The 17,954-nt window shown below is 59.8% G+C and carries 8 protein-coding genes; 3 read left to right on the top strand and 5 right to left on the bottom strand.

Annotated features, from left to right (window positions below; genetic code table 11):
- Positions 1–79: 79 nt before the first annotated feature.
- Positions 80–1,576: a sigma-54-dependent transcriptional regulator gene (locus J3U87_RS08465; protein WP_237382606.1), complete on the bottom strand. Its 1,497-nt coding sequence runs from the start codon at positions 1,574–1,576 to the stop codon at positions 80–82.
- 398 nt (positions 1,577–1,974) lie between these two features.
- On the opposite strand from J3U87_RS08465, the gene J3U87_RS08460 reads away from it, so the two are divergent.
- Entirely contained in the window at positions 1,975–2,673 is a 699-nt protein-coding gene (locus J3U87_RS08460) for a hypothetical protein (protein ID WP_237382605.1), read from the top strand.
- A gap of 71 nt (positions 2,674–2,744) precedes the next feature.
- Here the strand turns inward: J3U87_RS08460 and J3U87_RS08455 are convergent, their stop codons facing one another.
- Complete coding sequence (locus tag J3U87_RS08455) at positions 2,745–5,588, bottom strand: serine/threonine-protein kinase (protein WP_237382604.1); 2,844 nt, start codon at positions 5,586–5,588, stop codon at positions 2,745–2,747.
- A gap of 266 nt (positions 5,589–5,854) precedes the next feature.
- Here J3U87_RS08455 and J3U87_RS08450 point away from each other — a divergent pair, with 266 nt between their 5' ends.
- Positions 5,855–6,493, top strand: coding sequence for an ECF-type sigma factor (locus J3U87_RS08450; RefSeq protein WP_237382603.1), 639 nt, complete (start codon positions 5,855–5,857; stop codon positions 6,491–6,493).
- Positions 6,494–6,527: 34 nt separating this feature from the next.
- Here the strand turns inward: J3U87_RS08450 and J3U87_RS08445 are convergent, their stop codons facing one another.
- On the bottom strand, positions 6,528–7,715 hold the full coding sequence (locus J3U87_RS08445) for a YcaO-like family protein (protein ID WP_237382602.1): 1,188 nt from the start codon (positions 7,713–7,715) through the stop codon (positions 6,528–6,530).
- A gap of 441 nt (positions 7,716–8,156) precedes the next feature.
- On the opposite strand from J3U87_RS08445, the gene J3U87_RS08440 reads away from it, so the two are divergent.
- Complete coding sequence (locus tag J3U87_RS08440; RefSeq protein ID WP_237382601.1) at positions 8,157–9,971, top strand: hypothetical protein; 1,815 nt, start codon at positions 8,157–8,159, stop codon at positions 9,969–9,971.
- A gap of 316 nt (positions 9,972–10,287) precedes the next feature.
- Here the strand turns inward: J3U87_RS08440 and J3U87_RS08435 are convergent, their stop codons facing one another.
- Complete coding sequence (locus J3U87_RS08435) at positions 10,288–15,669, bottom strand: trifunctional serine/threonine-protein kinase/ATP-binding protein/sensor histidine kinase (RefSeq protein WP_237382600.1); 5,382 nt, start codon at positions 15,667–15,669, stop codon at positions 10,288–10,290.
- Complete coding sequence (locus J3U87_RS08430; protein ID WP_237382599.1) at positions 15,666–16,499, bottom strand: class I SAM-dependent methyltransferase; 834 nt, start codon at positions 16,497–16,499, stop codon at positions 15,666–15,668. The genes J3U87_RS08435 and J3U87_RS08430 overlap by 4 nt, the downstream gene beginning before the upstream one ends.
- Positions 16,500–17,954: the final 1,455 nt, after the last annotated feature.

Genomic DNA, 17,954 nt, shown 5'->3' with positions numbered 1-17,954 from the left:
CCTGCAGATACCCGTCGGCATGGCGAATCCGGCCAATTCAGTGGAGCATTTTCAGGAAAACCCTGCTTCCGGATGGGCACTATTTCGTCGGGTTTATCGATCGGGAAGAGGCACGCGCTTGCTCGGTGGACCGCTCGGAACTCGGCTTCGGCGGTCTCAACTGGTGTTTGGTCAGCAATCGGTGAAGGTAGGCCCGAGCCATTCCCGCATGTCGGGCGGCCGCGACGATGGAATCGAACCGCGCCATCAATTGCTTCAAAAAGGTGCGTTCGAGCTTCTCGACGGCGTGCTTGGAGACCAGCGCCCGTGCGGCTTTCAATTCGGCGTTGGTGAGCTCTTCGAATCGATAGGCCCCGTCGTCCAGCGGCTGGTGCCGGCCGAAGTGCTCCAAGATTTCGGGACTCAAATGGTGCGGCCCGATTTCACCGATTTGACATAGGGCGCACGCTCGCTGGATGCAGTGCTCCAACTGGCGCACGTTGCCCGGATAGTCGTATCCGTGTAAAACCATCAACGCCTGTCGACTCAAGGTCTTGGCACCTTTGCTGTATTTCATTAGAAACATTTCCACCAATTCCTGGAGATCGCCCAATCGCTCGCGCAATGCCGGAACCGATAGGACCAGGACGTTCAAGCGGTAATACAGGTCCTGACGAAAGGAACCTTCTTCGACCATTTCCCGGAGGTTCCGATGGGTGGCGGCGACGATGCGTACATCCGCATGACCCACCATGTCACAGCCGACACGCTGGTATTCCCCCGATTGAAAAAAACGAAGTAACTTGCCTTGGACGCTCGGGGGGATTTCGCCAACCTCGTCGATGAACAAAGTCCCGCCACGGGCCTGATTGACACGCCCTTTTCGGTCGCGATGCGCACCCGTGAAAGCACCTTGCCGGTGGCCGAAGAGTTCGGCTTCGAACAGGGTTTCCGGCAGCGCCGCGCAGTGAATCGCGACAAAGGGTTTGCCGGCTCGATGACTGTTGTCGTGAAGTGCCCGTGCCACCAATTCCTTTCCCGTACCCGTTTCCCCCTGGATCAAAACCGTCGCATCGCTGTCCGTGATCGTCGCGTGACTCTGCAGGAAGGCGCGCATGCGACTTCCCGCGATGCCCTTCAGGGTGAGGTTGCGAACGGCCTGGTTGCGCAAGTCCGCTTCGTGCAACACTTTTTCGATGGTGTTCAGTAGGTCTCCACGATCGAAGGGTTTGAGCAGGAAGGCGGACGCCTTACATTGGTTGATGGATTGCACCGCCGCTTGGAAATCGGTGTAGCCGGTGAGGACGATGCGACCCACTTCGGGGTAGAGGCAACGGGCGCGATCCAGGAATTCGACCCCACTCATCCCGGGCATGCGTTGGTCGGCGATGATCGCCTGAATTTCCGACGCGCCCAGCCTGGCGAGAAGATCCAGCCCTTCTTCACCGCAGGTGGCCGTCTCCACCCGGTATCGATCCGATAGAGACTCGGCGATGGCGTCGAGGATGTCCGGTTCGTCGTCTACCAACAGGATGCCGCGGCGAGGCGTTGCACGGGTTTCGCGGATCGAAGTCGGTTTCGTTTTGAAAATGGCCATGGCGAAACAATCCCGTTTGCACTGGATTGGAAACAAGGGGCGCCGTGGCTGCCATTTTCGCAAAGACATGTGGGTGAATCAAAGGAAACCGCGGTTTGTAAGGGAATTTAGGGTTGTTCGATAATGCAGCGTTCGAGGAGGGCGGGGTGACCCGAAAAGTCACAGTGACTCGCAGCGTCACTGCCGGACTGCCTGGAACCCGAACCCGTGCCAGAAGGGCGAGATCGCGTATCGATCGGGAGAATCGGGTGACTACGATCGTCACGCCAGAAGTAGGTGTAGGGCTGTAAGTTGTTTAAAATAATCATGTTGTGCTTTGGCCTCTCATTTGCCCTGGTCTTGGGGACCGGATGCGCGGCAGGCGCCGCCACCTGGATTTCTACCCAAGGAGTTACGACATGATTCGTTTTGGAAACCCGATCCCCCTTTTCTCTTCGTTATTCCGACCCAGGCTCGTCATGATCACGTTGCTGGCCCAGGTCGCCTTCATCGCACCGTTGGGTGCCCAAACCCGGGATCCCGGTTCGGAGGTTTTTCCTCCCGCGATGTATACCTTCCAGGCACAGCACCCCCGCGACCACACCGCGTCACACCATTGGGCTCTGCTGGTTCAGTACGAAGCGGACGGCTCGCCTTTGGCCTCCGTCGATTTTGGATGTTCCGGTGAACTCACGATTGCCCAGGTCGTCATGAATGAGCGCCGCCAGGTGCTGTTGATCGGTGCCTTTTCCGGGCAGTTGAGGGTGGCCGGTCACCTGCTCGAGTCGGAGAAGGGCCTCACTGGCTTCATGCTGGTGCTGGACGAATACGGAGAGGTCACCCGGCCCCATCTCCTGCCGGAGACCTTCGGGTGGCCCCTCGTCGGAGTGGCCCACGACGATGGCTTTTGGTTGTTGGGTTATGAATCCCGAGACGATGGCACGCTCGAGGCCGCCAAATGGTGGGTGACCTGGCGGGACGGTGGCGTCGTGATCCAGCCGGTCCCGCACGATTCGGAAGACGCCGGGTTCCTGCGGGGCTCCTGGCGGGAGTGGAGCAAACCCGTCGTATCGATGGTCACCACGCCCCAGAACCACACGGAAGACCCCGAAGGTTGAACCTCGTTGGATGAGATTCGCGGCACATGATATGTCACCTCGAGCTCGGCCCGGTCATCGTGGCCGGGCTTTCATTGCCGAGAGGGCATGGCGCGGTCGGAATCGTTGGGGTGGCGGGATTGTCCCTGGCGCTCCCGGAGCCGCTGTAAAAGGTCGAGAATGAGCCCGCGATAGGGATGGGAAGCCTGATCGAGGGCTCCCGAGATCATCGTGCCGGCTTCTTTCCCTCGACCCAAGTTATCCAGGTTGAATCCTCGAATGGCTTGGTAGTAGGGGAGTTCGGGACTTGACGGGTTGTGTTGACGCAAGGTGGCGAGTGCCTGTGCGTAATGATGCTCCGCCTCGCCGTAAGCTCCGAGTCCTTCGAGAGCCTGTCCCAATGTGACTTGTGCGGCGATCGTTACCGGATCGCCCGAACCATGGGTGGCCGCCAACCACGTTTTGGTCTCCACCATGAGGGTTCGCGCTTCTTCGAACCGGTTCAGTTGGATCAGCAGATCGGCCTGGTTGACCTGAAGCTGGTGGACTCGCGCCGAATCCGGGGCCAATTCGCGATAGGCTTTCAACAGTTCTTTGTTGTGAACGGAGGCTTCCTCCAGCTTGCCGCTCTTCTGCAGGACGATGCCGAGCGATGCGCGGGCGGAAAGCAGGCGCACCGGATTCCCCTTTTTTTCGAAACCGCTGCATACCGCGCGCAGGGAGGATTCGGACTCCGCGAAGCGGCCCATGTCCGCCAAACAGATCGCCAGTCCCTGACGGGCCATCAGGGTGCGGTCGTGGTCGGGTCCCCACTTGGTCGTGCGGGCTTGGACCACTTGGCGGTAGAGTGTCTCGCTGTGTGTCAACTGGCCGCGTTTGCGCAGGTGATTGGCGAGATTGCTTGCGGTTGCCAAGGTGTTGTGGTGGTCGGCGCCCAGTATGCGTCGTTGAATGGCCAGCGCCTCCCGGAACCGTGGTTCGGCGCTATTTCGACCCGCGTGGAGAGAGGTGGCCAGCACGTTGAGGCATTTGGCCTTGGCGACGGTGGGCGGCATGCCGGCGATTTCCGATTCGGCTTTTTCCAAGAGGGCTTCCAGTTCTTCGCTGCGACCTCGCTCGAACATGAGGTAGGCGAGGGCCGTGAGCGTTTCGACCGTTTCCGGGGTCATGCCCATTCGAGCATTCTGGTGTCGGTACGTTTGGGACAACAGCCGATGGGCCTTCTCGGGATCGGCGCCGGTCCGTGCCAGCACGCGGCCCAGGTAGTAGTGGACGCGCAGTGTTTCGGGGTGGTGACTGCCCTTTTCCCGCTCGCGTAACATCCGGCCGCGCTCCAATTGATCGATGGCCCGATCGTAGAGGCCGAGGCCGAAATAGGTGTTGCCCCAGAGGACGCGAAGATCGGCCTCCAGGGTCGGGTCATCGGAGAATGGCTGTGATAGATGAGGATCCGATTCGTGTATGAGATCGATCACGCGCGTATGGACGCCCAACTGGTGAGGGGTGGTGAGAATTCGTTCGAGGGTTTGGAAGCTGTTTTGGTACCGGCGCAATGCGTGTTCCACCTGGTTTTTGGCCAGCAGGGTGACCACCAGAGCCACGATGACGAGCAGGGTGATGCTGGAAACCGAAGCGGCCAACGTTTTGTTGCGGCGCAGGAATTTGCCCAGGAGGTAGGAGAATTTGGGCGGCTTGGCGGCCACCGGTCGGCAGGCGAGGTAGTTGCGACAGTCCTCGCGCAGGTCGGCGACCGTGGCATAGCGGAGATCGGGTTCCTTGTTCAGGGCTTTCATGATGATCCAATCCAAATCGTCACCCGCGCCCTGTCTACCGTTCGCACGGCCGTGGGAACTGGGGCGCGGCGGATCTTCGTCGCGCAGGATCCGGATCACTTCCTCGTGGGGCAGGCCTTGAAAACGTGAAAGATCGAAAGCGGGAACCCTCGCCACCAATTCGTAGAGCAACATGCCCAGGGCGTAAATGTCACCGCGAATATCGGGCGATGTCCCTAAAAAGGATTCAGGTCCGAGGTACAGCGGGGTGCCCACCCAGGCTGCCTGGGTCTGGAAATCTCGGGACCAGTCGGCTTGGGGCAGGACCTTGGCGATCCCAAAATCGATGACCTTGACCACCGGGCGCTCGTTGACCTCGGTGACCAAAACGTTTTGGGGCTTGATGTCGCGGTGCAATACCAGCTTGCGGTGGGCGTACTCGATCGCGTCGCAAACTTGGTCGAAGAGTTCGAGGCGGGCCTCGAGGTCGAGTTGGTGCCGGCTGCAATATTCGGTGATGGTGCTGCCGGCGATGTACTCCATAGTGAAATAGTGGAGCCCTGCCTGGGTTTTACCGACTTCGAAAATTCGCGCGATGTGGTGGTGATCGAGGGAAGAGAGAATGCGATACTCCCGTCGGAAACGCGCCGGTGAAATGTGATAGGCGGCCATGGGGTTGACGAGCTTGAGCGCCATGACCCGCTCCGGATGCTTCTGTCGCACCAGGTACACGCTGCCCTGGCCGCCACGGCCCAAAAGCTTCAACACTTGAAAGGGGCCGATGCGATCGGGCAAAGGGATGTCCGATGAGGCCTGGGACGGTTGCCCATCCCCGGTTTCGGTGGCCCCGGTCGGAGGGGAATCGGCTGTGGTGTCGATGTCACTCCGGTCGAATCGCCCATGCTCGAGCAAGGGCTCACCGGTTGCGTCCGGGTGGGGAAAAACTTTGGATGGACCCCTGTCGGCGAGGTGACCCATCGGGCGGTGTCTCTCCAGCAAATCTCCGAACCGACCGCATGATTCGAGCAGCTCTTCGAGCTCCAAACCAAGCTGCTTGTCACCGTGGATGACGAGATCCAGATAGGATTGACGGGCGGCATCCTCCAGGTTCATGGCGATATCGAAAAGGGCCTCGATGGCTGGGCGTTGGGATGAATCGCTCATACAGGGCTCCGCAAGATAACTTTGGGTTGATTTTTAATTTTCCTTATTTTTTAATTATCCCGCAACTCGATGATTATTTTGTAGATGCTGTACCCGTCCGATTCTTTGATCATGGGTCGATTCGGCATTCAGGTTCGGTCGAGAAAGACTCGCGGTGACCCGGCCGTAACGGGAGTGCGACAGGATGGCCACAACCGTCCGAGTCCGTGAACCCGAAGGCGGTTCTTCGGGACCGGTATGAAACGAGTCCGAGCCAGGAGCGCGAAATGCAGAAGCGTCGGATCCCCCAGCTCGATCCCTTGGAAGCCTTGCCCCTTGGCATCACGAAAATTTTGGAAGAGTGGGGCCAGGGTGAGCGCGCCGCGCTGGACCGTTTGATGGGCCAGCTCTACGACTACCTCCATGGGGAGGCTCGGCGTCATTTGAGCGGGTTCTCGATGCGGGGCGACATGCTTCAGCCGACCTTACTCGTCAACGAGGCCTATCTCAAGCTGGTGAAAAAAAGGGACCTGTCCTTCTTGAATCGGCAGCAGTTCTTTTGGTTCGCGAGTAGAATCATCCGCGATCTCATCGTCGACCACATTCGCGCCAAGACCGCCCAAAAACGCGGGAAGGGCACGGTCTCCCTGGATGACGATTTCCTCGATCTCCGTTCGGAATCCTCGGGTCACCACCACGTGGACCCGGCCCTGTTGCTTTCGATCGACACGGCACTCAGCGAATTGGAACGAGGGAATCCACGCCGCGCCCAAGTGGTGACCCTGCGTTATATCCTGGGTTTGAACATCTTGGAAACGGCCGAAATCCTCGAGATCTCGAAAACCACCGTCAAGGAGGAATGGGCCGCCGCCAAACTCTGGCTCTTCAAGAGGCTGCATCCCACCTTTTCGGGACGGAAAACCTGAGGTAGCAAGCATTCGCGGTCCAAGGCCGACTCGGTCAGAACAGGGAACGGCGGTATCGCAGGCTCGGGGCGATCATTTTCACCACCGGGACGCCGATTTCCGGTCGGGTCAACTCGATTCTGTATATCTTGTCGTGGCCGGCTGCGGCGAGGGCGTCCAGCATCCAGGCCAATACCCGGTCCGATGAGTGTGAATCGGGCCCCGTGGAAAGTCGGGTGGCCTGGTGCCAGTCGATATCCGGCCGCAGTGCCTCGAAGAAGCGGTAGGCCGGGCCTTTCCACGCCGCGTCACGATCGCTGAAGACCGCTTGGTCGGGCAAATCGTCACGGGCGCCGTGGATGGCCGTCAAGCGCGCCTGTACCGCTTCACCGATCGCTCGCGCCGCCGCAACCTCGAGCGAAGTGTGGGTGCCGTAACCGGCCTGGAAGGCGGTCACGCGATGGTGTGGCCGTCGATCCAACAAGACCGCCCAGCACGTGTGGACGGGAACGATGCTCTGCACCCGCAGCAGGATGAGCTTCACCTCCGCTTCTCGTATCGCATCGCGGATGGTTGCCAGCCAGGGTGTCTCGATCGTCGTCGGATCGATCGCGCGGCACCTGTCCCCGAAATGGATCCTGTATCCGTCCGTCAACCGGGAAACCGCGTCTCGTTCCAGCAATTCGTAGAGTCCGTGCAAGGTCGCCTCCGGCCGATCGTTCCCAGCGGCGAGCCCGTTGGTGTGGGTTCGCACTAGGGTCGGTTCCAGAAACCAGGCGAGCGAGGCGGGCAACCACAGCCGCTCCCCGTCGTGCAGGTTTTCACCCGCGACCCAGGGATGGATCTCGCGTTCGGCGCTACCGGCCATAAAGCGGGGCCCCTTGCCGGAAGCGGGGGACCGCCATCGAGCGGCCCCTCGCGGGATCGAATTCGGCTTGCGAAACCGTCGGTGATCGGCGCTTTCGGCGTGGAACTGCTCGGTCGCCTCCATCAAGGCCGAAACGGTCGCGGCTGGCGCCGTCGTTCCCTTGCCGGTGGTGCTCTGTAGGAGCACGCCGCGGGGGCGAACCGCACAAAAAACGTGAAACCCCAACCATGAATCCAACCGAGTCAGATCGGCTACGCGGGTGATGCCCACGGCTTTCAAGTGGGGCGAAATCCAGCGGAGGGTTTCTTCGGGTTTTCTCGAACGCTGGATTTCGGAGGCGGCAACCGGTGTGGGATTCTCCCGCGTTGGGGGCATGTGGAACTCCTGTCGGCGTGATCCGGGAACGGACCTGGCCCAAAACACCGCTGCGAGCGGGGATTCTGGAGCCACCTCCAAATCGAAACCGCCAATTGGAAGGCACCCGTTGGAACGAATCACCCACCGAGGCGGAGGCGCCGGTTTTGTGGATGAGACGAGACAAGGCCTGTGCTGGGCCTGATTCAGCTTATTCTTGCATTCGCGAGAGATCCGATTGAAGGTCAAATAATTTCTTGTGCAAAAATGAATGATTGTGCTAAGTAATGATTTTTCCAGTTTGATAATTTCATCAACATGATTTGATCATTCATAGCTTGTGTGAGTTTTGGATTTTACGGAAAAAACTCGATGGCGGCTCGATTCTCTCAGACCCTTTGATGTAGCCTCCGCTTGCCCTATGCGACCTGTTTCAGATATGGATCGAAAGGAACCGATGTCATGAATCCGTGTCAGGCAGCTTTTGGTAACTCCGCTTCGCCGAATTTGTTGGATAAATTCCAAATAGGCATCAATTACGAGAAGAATCAACTGTGGCAAAATGCGCTCCTGAGCTATCAACAAATCATGGAGGAGTACTTCACCTCCGCAGGAGAGTATTGGGTAGAAGCGCAGGTCACCGATTGTCTTTGGCTCGATCTGGTAGACAGTACCCGGAAACAGGGCTACACGGAGATGCCGACCCCGCTGGTTCCGCTCATCGCGGCGGTGGCGCCCGACATTACCGATCCAGCCATGCACCCCATCGCGGTTTTCAAGGCAGGATCCCCGGATCGCTTCGCACTCGTAATCCTTCCCGTTCCTCCATTGAAGCCCGTTCCTGCATTGAAGGAGGACGACGATCGGGAAGATCGGATCAAATCTCGGATCCCTCCCGCCATACAAATCGCGATGAATCTGGGGATGCCACCAAACCCCATGTTCCTGGTCCTGCCGGGAGGCGACGAAACCTTAATCAGGCCAGCACCGGCACGTTATCGATGGTTGGCGGCACATATAGGGAATGCCGGTTTGCAGGTCGTGTTGAAAGCGTTTCAGTTCTTGCCCAATACCGAAACCATGGTCTACTCGGAAGCCGTTTGGGACTTTGCCCGAGAGTACATCGACTTTGTCTGTCAAGCGGTATCCGCGAAGCCGGACGACGCATGGTCGCTGGCCCATTTTGGCGAATATCTCAGAATCATCGCCAACAGTTGGTTTTCTCCCTCGGATTTGACCGGGGCGGCCAAAATGCGGGTTGTTTACTATAAAGGGAGTTTGGCGCTGTTGGAACGGGCGGTGGCGATTCGCCCCGATTACATCTGGGCCAATGCCCACCTGGCGGCCTGCATCGTCAATATGAGAGCGTTCCTGTTCGGCAGTTCCGGATCAGAGATACCGGAACAGAGATTGTCAACCGCTCTCAGCAAAAGTGAGCGGGCCCTGAAATATTGCGGTGCATTCTATCCCTGGGGGCTGGCCTACCTGGCTGGCGTCCAATTCCTGAAATCCTTCACCACTCGAGATTCACGACAGTTCGAGGAGGATCTCCAGGTTTTCATCGCCCAAATGCTGACCGCCTTCGTGCAGAAGCGAAAGATGCTCGAACAGGTGTTCGAAGCGGGGGCCTTCTACAACAGTTCCAGTCTGGCGATGTCGCAAATGTTGCTTTGGCATCGGCGCTACCGGCACGCTTGGGGTTATGCGGGACTCGCACTCAATGAAGTCTTCGACACGTTCTTCATTCCTCACCTGGTGCAGGCCACCCTATACAGCTATCTGGCTTTCATCGTGTTCGAGGCGAGAGATCATGGCGTCATGAACGATGTCGGATCCGACACCGTCCTGCACACCATGGTCGAATGGGTGCCCTTGCCGCTGTCGATCCCCCCATTCGAGAAGGTGCTTCTCAGGCCCGCGTTTGGGCCCGATCCCCTCGACGATTTCATCTCGGGTATTTATCAAAGGGTCTTCTTGCCGGGCGTCGAACCGGTGCTCTGCCGCGATCGGTCCAAAAACAAATCCTGGTCGCTACTTCCCAAGTTCGCCATGGGCCTGACCATCTTCGCGACGTTGCTCGATGCCCTGGCGCAGCTTGTTCGAGATGACCGAGCATTGCGGTGTCAACTGGAGAAGGAGTCCCGCGAGATTCGCTGTGCCTTGGGCATGGGCACGCAGCCGGTGTTTGACGAGCCAAAGGATGTGGGACCCTTTTTCAAGACCCTCGTCACGACGGGGAACTTCTCGGAGCGGACGATCGAACAGATTCAAAAATGAAATGCCCGCGAAACGTCGGCTGCCGACTGCCGACGCGCTGCCCGGGCCATCTCCTGGCCCTTGCCGAAAACCCACGACGTGAGGAACGAAATGCCTGAATCACCCGCAGAAAGAACCCTATGCTCCGGGCCGTCGCCGTTCGAGACGTCCTTGGGTGGTGGCCGAGAAGCCACGAATCGCACCCTGTCGCTCCAGGATTACGTCGTTGCCACCGCGCGATGCTACACGTTCGATCCCGGACCCGACGATTATTTTGACGAGGACCCTCTACCGCAAGAAAACGGCCCGGGTTGAGGGGAGAGGGTTGCGGAAACCCTCACTCTGGCGAGGATTCCGGTGCCGGCCCCTGCTTCGCCCTCAGGGGCAGAACCACGGTGATCGTGGTCCCCTCGTCTTCGATGGAGTCTACCTCGATCCGTCCGCCATGTTCGGAAACGATGCCGTAGGCGATCGTCAATCCCAGTCCCGTACCCTTGCCCACCGGCCGGGTGGTGAAAAAGGGATCGAATATGCGCGCCCGGGTGTGCGGGTCCATCCCGCAACCATTGTCTTCGAAACGGATGTGGACCTCGTCGCGGTCCATCCGGGTGGCGATGACGAGCGTGCCGTCCGGCTGGGAGCCCCAACGCCTTGCCAGCGCCTGCTGGGCGTTCATCAACAAGTTCAGGTACACCTGATCCAACTGACCCGGCCGGCATTCGAGGACGGGGTTCGCATCGAATCGGCACTCGAGCCGAATGTTCGGTCCCAAGGTGGAGCGAACCAGGTTCACGGTCGCGCGCAACCCCGAGACGAGCTCCACCCGCTTCTCCTCGGCCTCGTCGTGGTGCGTGAAGGTCTTGAGGTCCTCGACCAGGTTCCGGATGCGCCGGGCACCATTGTCGATCTTGGCGAGGCCGGCCACAAAACCGTCCAGCCGTCTCTTCAGGAAATCGAGAATCTCGGCCGGGGCATCTTCACCGGCCATCTCCAGGAGTTCGCCCCTGAATTTGCCCATGTCGCGAATCAGGTTCTGGTTGACCGTGTCCACGATGCAGGTGGGATTGTTGATTTCGTGGGCGATCCCGGCGGTCAAGGGCCGCAGCGACGACATTTTCTCGTGATGGACCAGGTGACCCTGCACTCGTTTGAGGTCCAGATGTTGGGCCTCGAGCCGGTCCAAGGCGCCTTCGAGCGCTTCGGTTCGTTCGAAAACCCGTTGTTCCATGTCGCGGTAGAGATTGGCGTGCTCGATGGAAATGGCCGCCTGAGCGCAAAGCAGGCGAATGACTTTCAAACGCGGGAGCGTGAACAAGCCGGCGCAGGTTCGGTGCTCCAGATGGAGGATCCCGATGATGCGCTCCTGGAGCAGGATCGGGGTCACCAACAGTGATTTTGGGGCGACCCGCACCACGTAGGGATCGCCGTCCAAAGGCGTGTCTCGATCCTGCCGGTGTTCCGAGGTCAGCGTTTGGCCGGTGTTCCAAACGAACCGGACCCAAGTAACGGGCATCCTTTCCCCACAATGTTCGATGGCCGCCCTGTCCAACCGCGACCCGTTTCGGGTGTCGGCTTCGAAGGATGCCCGCAATACCGGTGCGTCGTTGTCGCGAAGAATCAGGGAGCCCCGTTGCGCCCCCGCGTGTGCCACCAGGGTTTTCAGCGACTGGGGCAGGAGCCGGTCGAACGCCAATTCCCCGGAAATGGCGTGGGCGGCCTCGGCCATGGCGGTGAGGTCCAGCAGGGCGGAATCCTGCTGGCCGGTGATGTCGACGGTGGTGTGGTCGGACGTGTGGAGATGGGGCGTAGGGGCCTCCAGCAAATGGGGATAGGTGGCTTCGAGGTGGCGAATTTTGGATCGGGCTCCCCACCGATGGCAGGCGTAATGGGCATCGCGCAGATGATAGGCCGCTTGACGCTCCCGGCCTTTTTGAAGGTGATAGCGGGCCGCCAGTTCGAAGGCGAGCGTCTCGTGCAGCAAATTGCCGCTCGCTCGAGCGCATTCGATGGCCGCGTCGTACGCCTCGCCCGCTTCCCGATCCCGGCCGAGCACGCGTGCCCGTTCGGCTTCGATCAAGTGGACCGAGGCCGCGAAGTTACCCGGGCAGGACTCGGCCCAGCGCCGAAGCCGTTCCAAATCGTCGGTGATGGCTGCCCAAAGGCTTTCGCGTCGATCGGGTGCCGCGTTCGGCCAGAGTGCCAGGTGGGCGAGCGCGCGGAAGGTGGCGAGCACCGTCGCGGCGATGCCGACCCCGACGATGTGGGTATCGGCGTGGGGTAGGGCGGTGGCGGCAGCCGCGTCGAACCGGCCGAACAGGAAGCGGAGCATGGTTCCGAAGGCACTCGCCAGGAGTAGGGTGATGTGGTTCTTTTGAGTGTCGGGGCGTTGGTGGTAGGCCTGTTCGTCGAAAAAGGGCCCCCTGAGCCGCCAGGGTTCGGCACAGGCCCGCTGCAGATTGACTGCGACCTGCATGTTGAAATTCTGCCACTCCAAAAAGAAGTCGTTCTTCCAGCGGCGCAGGATCTCTTCGCTTTTGGAGAACACCTGGACCACGCGATCCAGGTTGCGGCCGCCGGCAAACAAGACCGCCCCCTGGGTGTTGAAGGAGTTGACGCTGATATGTATGTCGCCGTGCTGCAGGCCGCGCTCGTATTGGCCCTCCAAATCGGCTGCGATGGCGGGGATCGGCTCCTTGAACGGGCGAATGAAGAGACCGGCCTGATTGGCGACACTGGGCTCGTGCCGGCGAGCGCCCAGCTTGTCGATCAGGGCCATCGAGAGTTTGTAGAATGCGTAAGCCGCCTGGTAATCCCCGGTCGCGGCACATACGAAGCAGCCGTAAAAGCAGTAGGCGTTGATCGATGTGTCGGTATTGCCGTGTTCGATGGAGAGCAGCACCTGGTTGACCGGCGCATAGGGATACAAATCGGTGGAAAGCGAGCCCATGCACAGGATGAGCTGGTCGAGAATGCGCATCGCGGCCAGTTTGGTCGGGTCGGTCATCTGGGGCAGCTCGGCCAGGTGTGCGATGGGCCGATCGATCAGGAGATCCTCGATGCGTTTCAAGCGTTGTCGCAGGTAACCGGCGTCGGGCTCGGTCGGCAGCGTCACGCCCAGCTCCGCCAGGATCCGGCTGCCGTATTCGAGTGCCGTGCGGTGATCGCCTTGGGTTCGGTAATACTGGACCAGCGTCTCGTGGGCTTTGAGGCGGACCGAGGGGTCGTCGACCCGGCCGAGCAGTGCCTCCACCAGATCGGGGAGCCGGTCGAAAAGCCCACTCAGAAATGCGGCCTCCACCGCTTCGCCGTACAGGAGCTGGGCCGTGACCTGCTCCTCTGGCGGCAACGATGCCAAGGATCGGCCTGGCTGAGCGCGGTCCGTTCGTTGGTCCAGGAGCCGCAGGCCTTGGACTGCATAGCGGTACATCGGCTCGAAAGCCGCGGCCGCCCTGGCTTGGCGGCTTGCATCCAAGTTGAGTTTCGCAAGGAGGATGCGCTCGTCGCGCCGCGCTGCCCCATCGCCGAGGTTGAGTTGATCGACCATTTCGAAAAAAGCCGATCCGGTCAAACCCTCTTCCTTGCGCAGGTATTGCCCGATTCGCCAGTGCAGTTCCGCTCGAGACGGTTCGGGAACCAGGTCGTACGCCGTTTGTTGAATGCGGTCATGCGCGAACTTGAAGGAGATGGTTCGATCGGGGGCCGAGCTGTCGCCGCGGCGACCGACGAGCTTGTAGCCATCGTCGAGGGGAAGAATCAGTCCCTTGTTCAGTGCGGGCCAGAGCCGGTCCAGTGCAACGCCCCGTGGGACATCGAGGATCGCGGCAAGGATCCGAAGTTCGAAGCGGTGACCCAAATAGGCCGCGCAGCGAAGGGCCTCGCGACCATCTCCCGGCAGGCGAAGCAACTCTTTCTCCACCAGTGCCAGTACGTTGGGCGTGATGTCTTTGGCGATGGCGGCCTGGGTGTCCCACATCCAGCGGGTCTTGTCACGGGACAGGTAGATCGCTTTTTGGTCGTGCAGGTCCTTGAGAACCGCTTTCAGAAAGAAGGGATTGCCGCCGGTTCGGGCGTGGGCGGTTGCGGCCAGGTCGCCCACCTCGTCCTCGGATCGGTGCAGGCTGTCGCCGATCAGTTCAGCCGTGTCGCGCAGGGTCAGCGGTTGCAAGGCGATATGCTCCAAGGCCTTGCCCGCGCGGTTCAGGCGATCCATGAACAGGGTCAATGGATGGGTGCCGTCCACCTCGTTGTCTCGATAGGCGCCGATGAACAACAGCCCTTTGGGCGGGCTGTACGTCAGCAGGTTTTCCAGGAAGTCCAACGAACCCCCGTCGACCCATTGCACGTCGTCCAGGAACACGACCAAGGGGCGGCCCTGCGCCAGGAACGTTTCGAGGAATCGTCGCAGCGTGAGGTTGAAGCGTGCCTGCGCCTTCCCCGGTTCCAGTTCTTCCACGGGCGCAAATGCGCCCGTCAGCCGCTTCAGCTCGGGGAGGACCTCCGTGAGCAGGATGCCGTTGGGATCCAAGGCCGTCCGGAACCGTTGGCGCCATCGATGGAGTACGGGTTCCGGTTCGGCCAGCAAGTGATTCAGCATGCCGCGAAATGCCTGAATCAGCGAATGGTAGGGTCGACTTCGGCTCAATTGCTCGAATTTGCCGGAGACGAACAGGCCGCGTTTTTCGGTGAGCGGTCGGTACAACGCCCGAACGAGGGATGTCTTGCCGACCCCCGAGTAGCCGGGGATCGACAACAGGTCGGCTTCCCGGGCCTCCACGCCCTCCAGGGCCGATTGCAACCGTGCCAGCTCTCGTTCGCGGCCGTAGAGGCGCGTCGAAATTTGGAATCGGATAGGCAGGTCGCGCTCGCCCAGGGGGAAGGGTTCGATCACGCCCTTCGATTTCCAGGAACGGCGGCACCGCAGAAGGTCGGTGCGCAGACCCGCCGCCGATTGGTAACGGTGGGTCGGGTCCTTGGCCATCAGCTTGGCCACGATGCTTGCCAGGATGGCGGGCGTCGAGGTATTCAGGAGGTGCAACGGTTCCGGGTCGCGGGCCAGGTGGGCGTGCACGAGGGCGGCCATGTCTCCGTCGGTGAAGGGAAGTCTTCCCGCGAGTAGATGGTAGAACGTCACCCCCAGCGAATAGTAATCGCTGCGGTAGTCGAGGCCGATGGCGACGCGACCCGTTTGCTCGGGTGAAAAGTAGGCCGGCGTGCCTTCCAATCGATGCACGTTGTCGAAGGAGGCCTGCTCGAATGCCAAGCGGGTGGAAATCCCGAAGTCGATGAACTTGAGGGCGCCGGTGTCGCGATTGAGGACCACGTTTGCGGGGTTGACGTCTTTGTGGACGACACCTCGGCTGTGAATGAAGGCCAATGCGTCTACCATCTTCAGGGCCAAGTCGAGAAAGTCCCCGATCGAGAGACCGCCGGCCAGGGCGAGCTGATCGAGCGAGCTTCCGCCAAAGTTCTCCAACACCAGGAACCAGTAGTGCCGGTCGTGTTCCAGGGATTGGGCCTCGATGACCCTGTCTGAGAACAGCTCGCGCGTGAGTTCGAATTCGAAGTGGAAACGCGCGATCCGCTCGGGGGAGGCTCGATTCTCACGAAGGATCTTGAGGATCACCGGTTTCCGGGTCGCTTTGCACGAGGCGCTCACCACGATCGAGTTCCTTCCCTGGAAAAGGGTGCGATGGACTTCGAACGCCTTGAACGCAATCATTGCGGGCTCGGGTCTCGCCCTTCCATTCGGACGGCGGTGATCAGGCGCAGACCCATGCGACAGGTCAGGGAATCACCGTCGGACGACAAGGTGCGCCACTTGGCCGATACCCGTTGGCGCAATCGCGTGCGGGCCGTGGTCGGCAGCCGGAACACGTCGTAGGAGGCTGCCATGGCATTCCATAGCGCTTCCACGGAGCCCGACCTCTGAACGACCAGGTCTTCGAGCCTCACTTCGCCACCCAGGCCGCACGCCTCCAGCAGCCGCGTCGCGGCGTTGCGTCGGGACAATTGGGGATCGCCCAACTGAAGGGGTTTTAGGCCGGTTTCGGCGCAAACCGTCTGCAATGCCTCGCGATAGCAATCCATCACCGGATCCAGTAGTGGCCTGGGGACGAGGGCGATGAGCCGTCCTCCGCTTTTCAGAATGCGGGCAATTTCCGTCAAAACGGGCGCCAGCGGTTTCATGAGCATCAACGCCATGTGGCAGGTGACCAGGTCGAACGAGCGATCGTCGTAGGGCTGCCGATGGGCGTCGGCGCGGTCCAAGCGTACCGCCGATGTCAGCCGCTCCCGCGCCGCCTCCAGTTCCGCACCACTGCGGTCGGACCCGGTCAGATGGTGAAAGCCCTTTTCCCAGAGTAGGTTCAGGAAATAGCCGTCGCCACAGGCCAAGTCCAATATGCGGGCGTCGCCGGTGTGTGCTTCGGACGTTCGGTTGACCAACATCTCGTAAGAGCACTGGCCCGAAGCATGGAGCCAAAATGGAAACACGTCGCTGGTGCGGCCACTGCACTGGTGATATCGATCCAGGATTTCGGTCGGTGACATGAGGTGCCTACTTCATATGGAAGGGCTTTGAACCGCTCGGCGTGATTGGAACGGACAAAAGAGATGGTTTTAATGAATTTTCGCATTGATCATTATTTTTCGCAATGAGATGGGGCGCCGTATTGATGACGAATCAGCAAATTTGTGGGCTATCCATCGCCTGGATCTGCGTGCAGGCAATCCGTTTCCCGTGAGCAGGGGCTCGAGTTGCGACAGGTACTTGACATCTGAGTAAAACAAATGATTTTCGGGGAGCGATACGGTTGTCGTGGATGAATGGGCTGAAGTTAATTTGTTTTGATCCGGAAATAATTTGAACACAGTGTCGGAACATTCGCCATCTTACAGCTCGGGGCTACCGTTCATGCGCCGTTTTCCCACCATTCGCGACATCGACGGTATCTCGCTGCAGGATTTCTACGGTTCGCGACAATTTGATTTGAAAAGTTTCGTGGGAATCCGGAAAATACGAATCAAGACGTGCTTCTCTTTGGAAAGTCTTTTGCTGAACTTTCTGGTCAACAACTAAAATACAAGTTGTCCTTGATTCGGTTCTATCCATATCGCATCACTTGCATTCTTTTGATTCACTTCCAAGTCACGTCTTCCGCCTATTCATTCATTGCGTATCAGCATATAGCGCCATTCCCTTCTATCGCTTCTATCCCTTTTTGTTTCCTTTGGCCCCATCTTCTTGCTTTATCAGGAAACTCGGTTCCATTGAGGGGATATTATGATGTTTCGTCACCGTTTGTCGCTTGTCCTTTTCGCAACCATGTCCCGCATCATGTTTGTCGTCGTCCGGAAACTCTTGGCCGCACCGGAACGGCGATCGTTTTCTCGATCCAGTTTTGGATACGTCCATCCGCAGGGACTTCCCGGCCTCCAGCGACCGTTCGCTGTCGCGTCTTTACTGTTGAGCCGACTCATTCTCCTGATCACCCGGCCGCCTTTTTTTCCCGTTCGACACCGGCTGGATCCGTGCGCCCAGGCGGCGAGTTCACGAGCGTTCGCGCGGCCAGTCGTCAACGCGTGCGACCCACTCGATCTGGTTCCACTGCGGTACTTACATACGCCGGCACTACGAGCGTGAAATCGTCACGCGTCGCGCCGAGGGGTTGAACCCACCCGCGCGACAAGGACCCATCCGGCCGCGTCCAAGTCTGATGTCCATGGCTTTTGCCGGGATTGCGGCCGACGGTGTGATCTGCCCACCTCCGCGCGTCTTCTTCCTTTGTCGATGACCTCGTGGACCTTCGCGGATCTTCCTCACCTCGTATGGCGTGACGCGCTCAGCGCGCCTCGCTTGGCGTGTCCCACTCAGCATGCCTCACAACCGACAAACCAGAGCTGTATCGTGGCTCACGCCGAGGCCGTTGCGCGAACGCGATGTCTCGGCTTGCTTCGGCGCCTTCCATCTTCCATTTATCTTTTTGTGAACGAATAGTTCAATCA

It is taken from the genome of Sulfidibacter corallicola, from assembly GCF_017498545.1.
Classification (GTDB): domain Bacteria; phylum Acidobacteriota; class Holophagae; order Acanthopleuribacterales; family Acanthopleuribacteraceae; genus Sulfidibacter; species Sulfidibacter corallicola.
This window is presented reverse-complemented; position numbering and strand designations above follow the sequence as displayed.

Coding starts and splice junctions, on each gene's coding strand:
- J3U87_RS08465 (WP_237382606.1), bottom strand. CDS start 1,576: ATGGCCATTTTCAAAACGAAACCGACTTCGATCCGCGAAACCCGTGCA.
- J3U87_RS08450 (WP_237382603.1), top strand. CDS start 5,855: ATGCAGAAGCGTCGGATCCCCCAGCTCGATCCCTTGGAAGCCTTGCCC.
- J3U87_RS08440 (WP_237382601.1), top strand. CDS start 8,157: ATGAATCCGTGTCAGGCAGCTTTTGGTAACTCCGCTTCGCCGAATTTG.
- J3U87_RS08455 (WP_237382604.1), bottom strand. CDS start 5,588: ATGAGCGATTCATCCCAACGCCCAGCCATCGAGGCCCTTTTCGATATC.
- J3U87_RS08435 (WP_237382600.1), bottom strand. CDS start 15,669: ATGATTGCGTTCAAGGCGTTCGAAGTCCATCGCACCCTTTTCCAGGGA.
- J3U87_RS08430 (WP_237382599.1), bottom strand. CDS start 16,499: ATGTCACCGACCGAAATCCTGGATCGATATCACCAGTGCAGTGGCCGC.
- J3U87_RS08460 (WP_237382605.1), top strand. CDS start 1,975: ATGATTCGTTTTGGAAACCCGATCCCCCTTTTCTCTTCGTTATTCCGA.
- J3U87_RS08445 (WP_237382602.1), bottom strand. CDS start 7,715: ATGCCCCCAACGCGGGAGAATCCCACACCGGTTGCCGCCTCCGAAATC.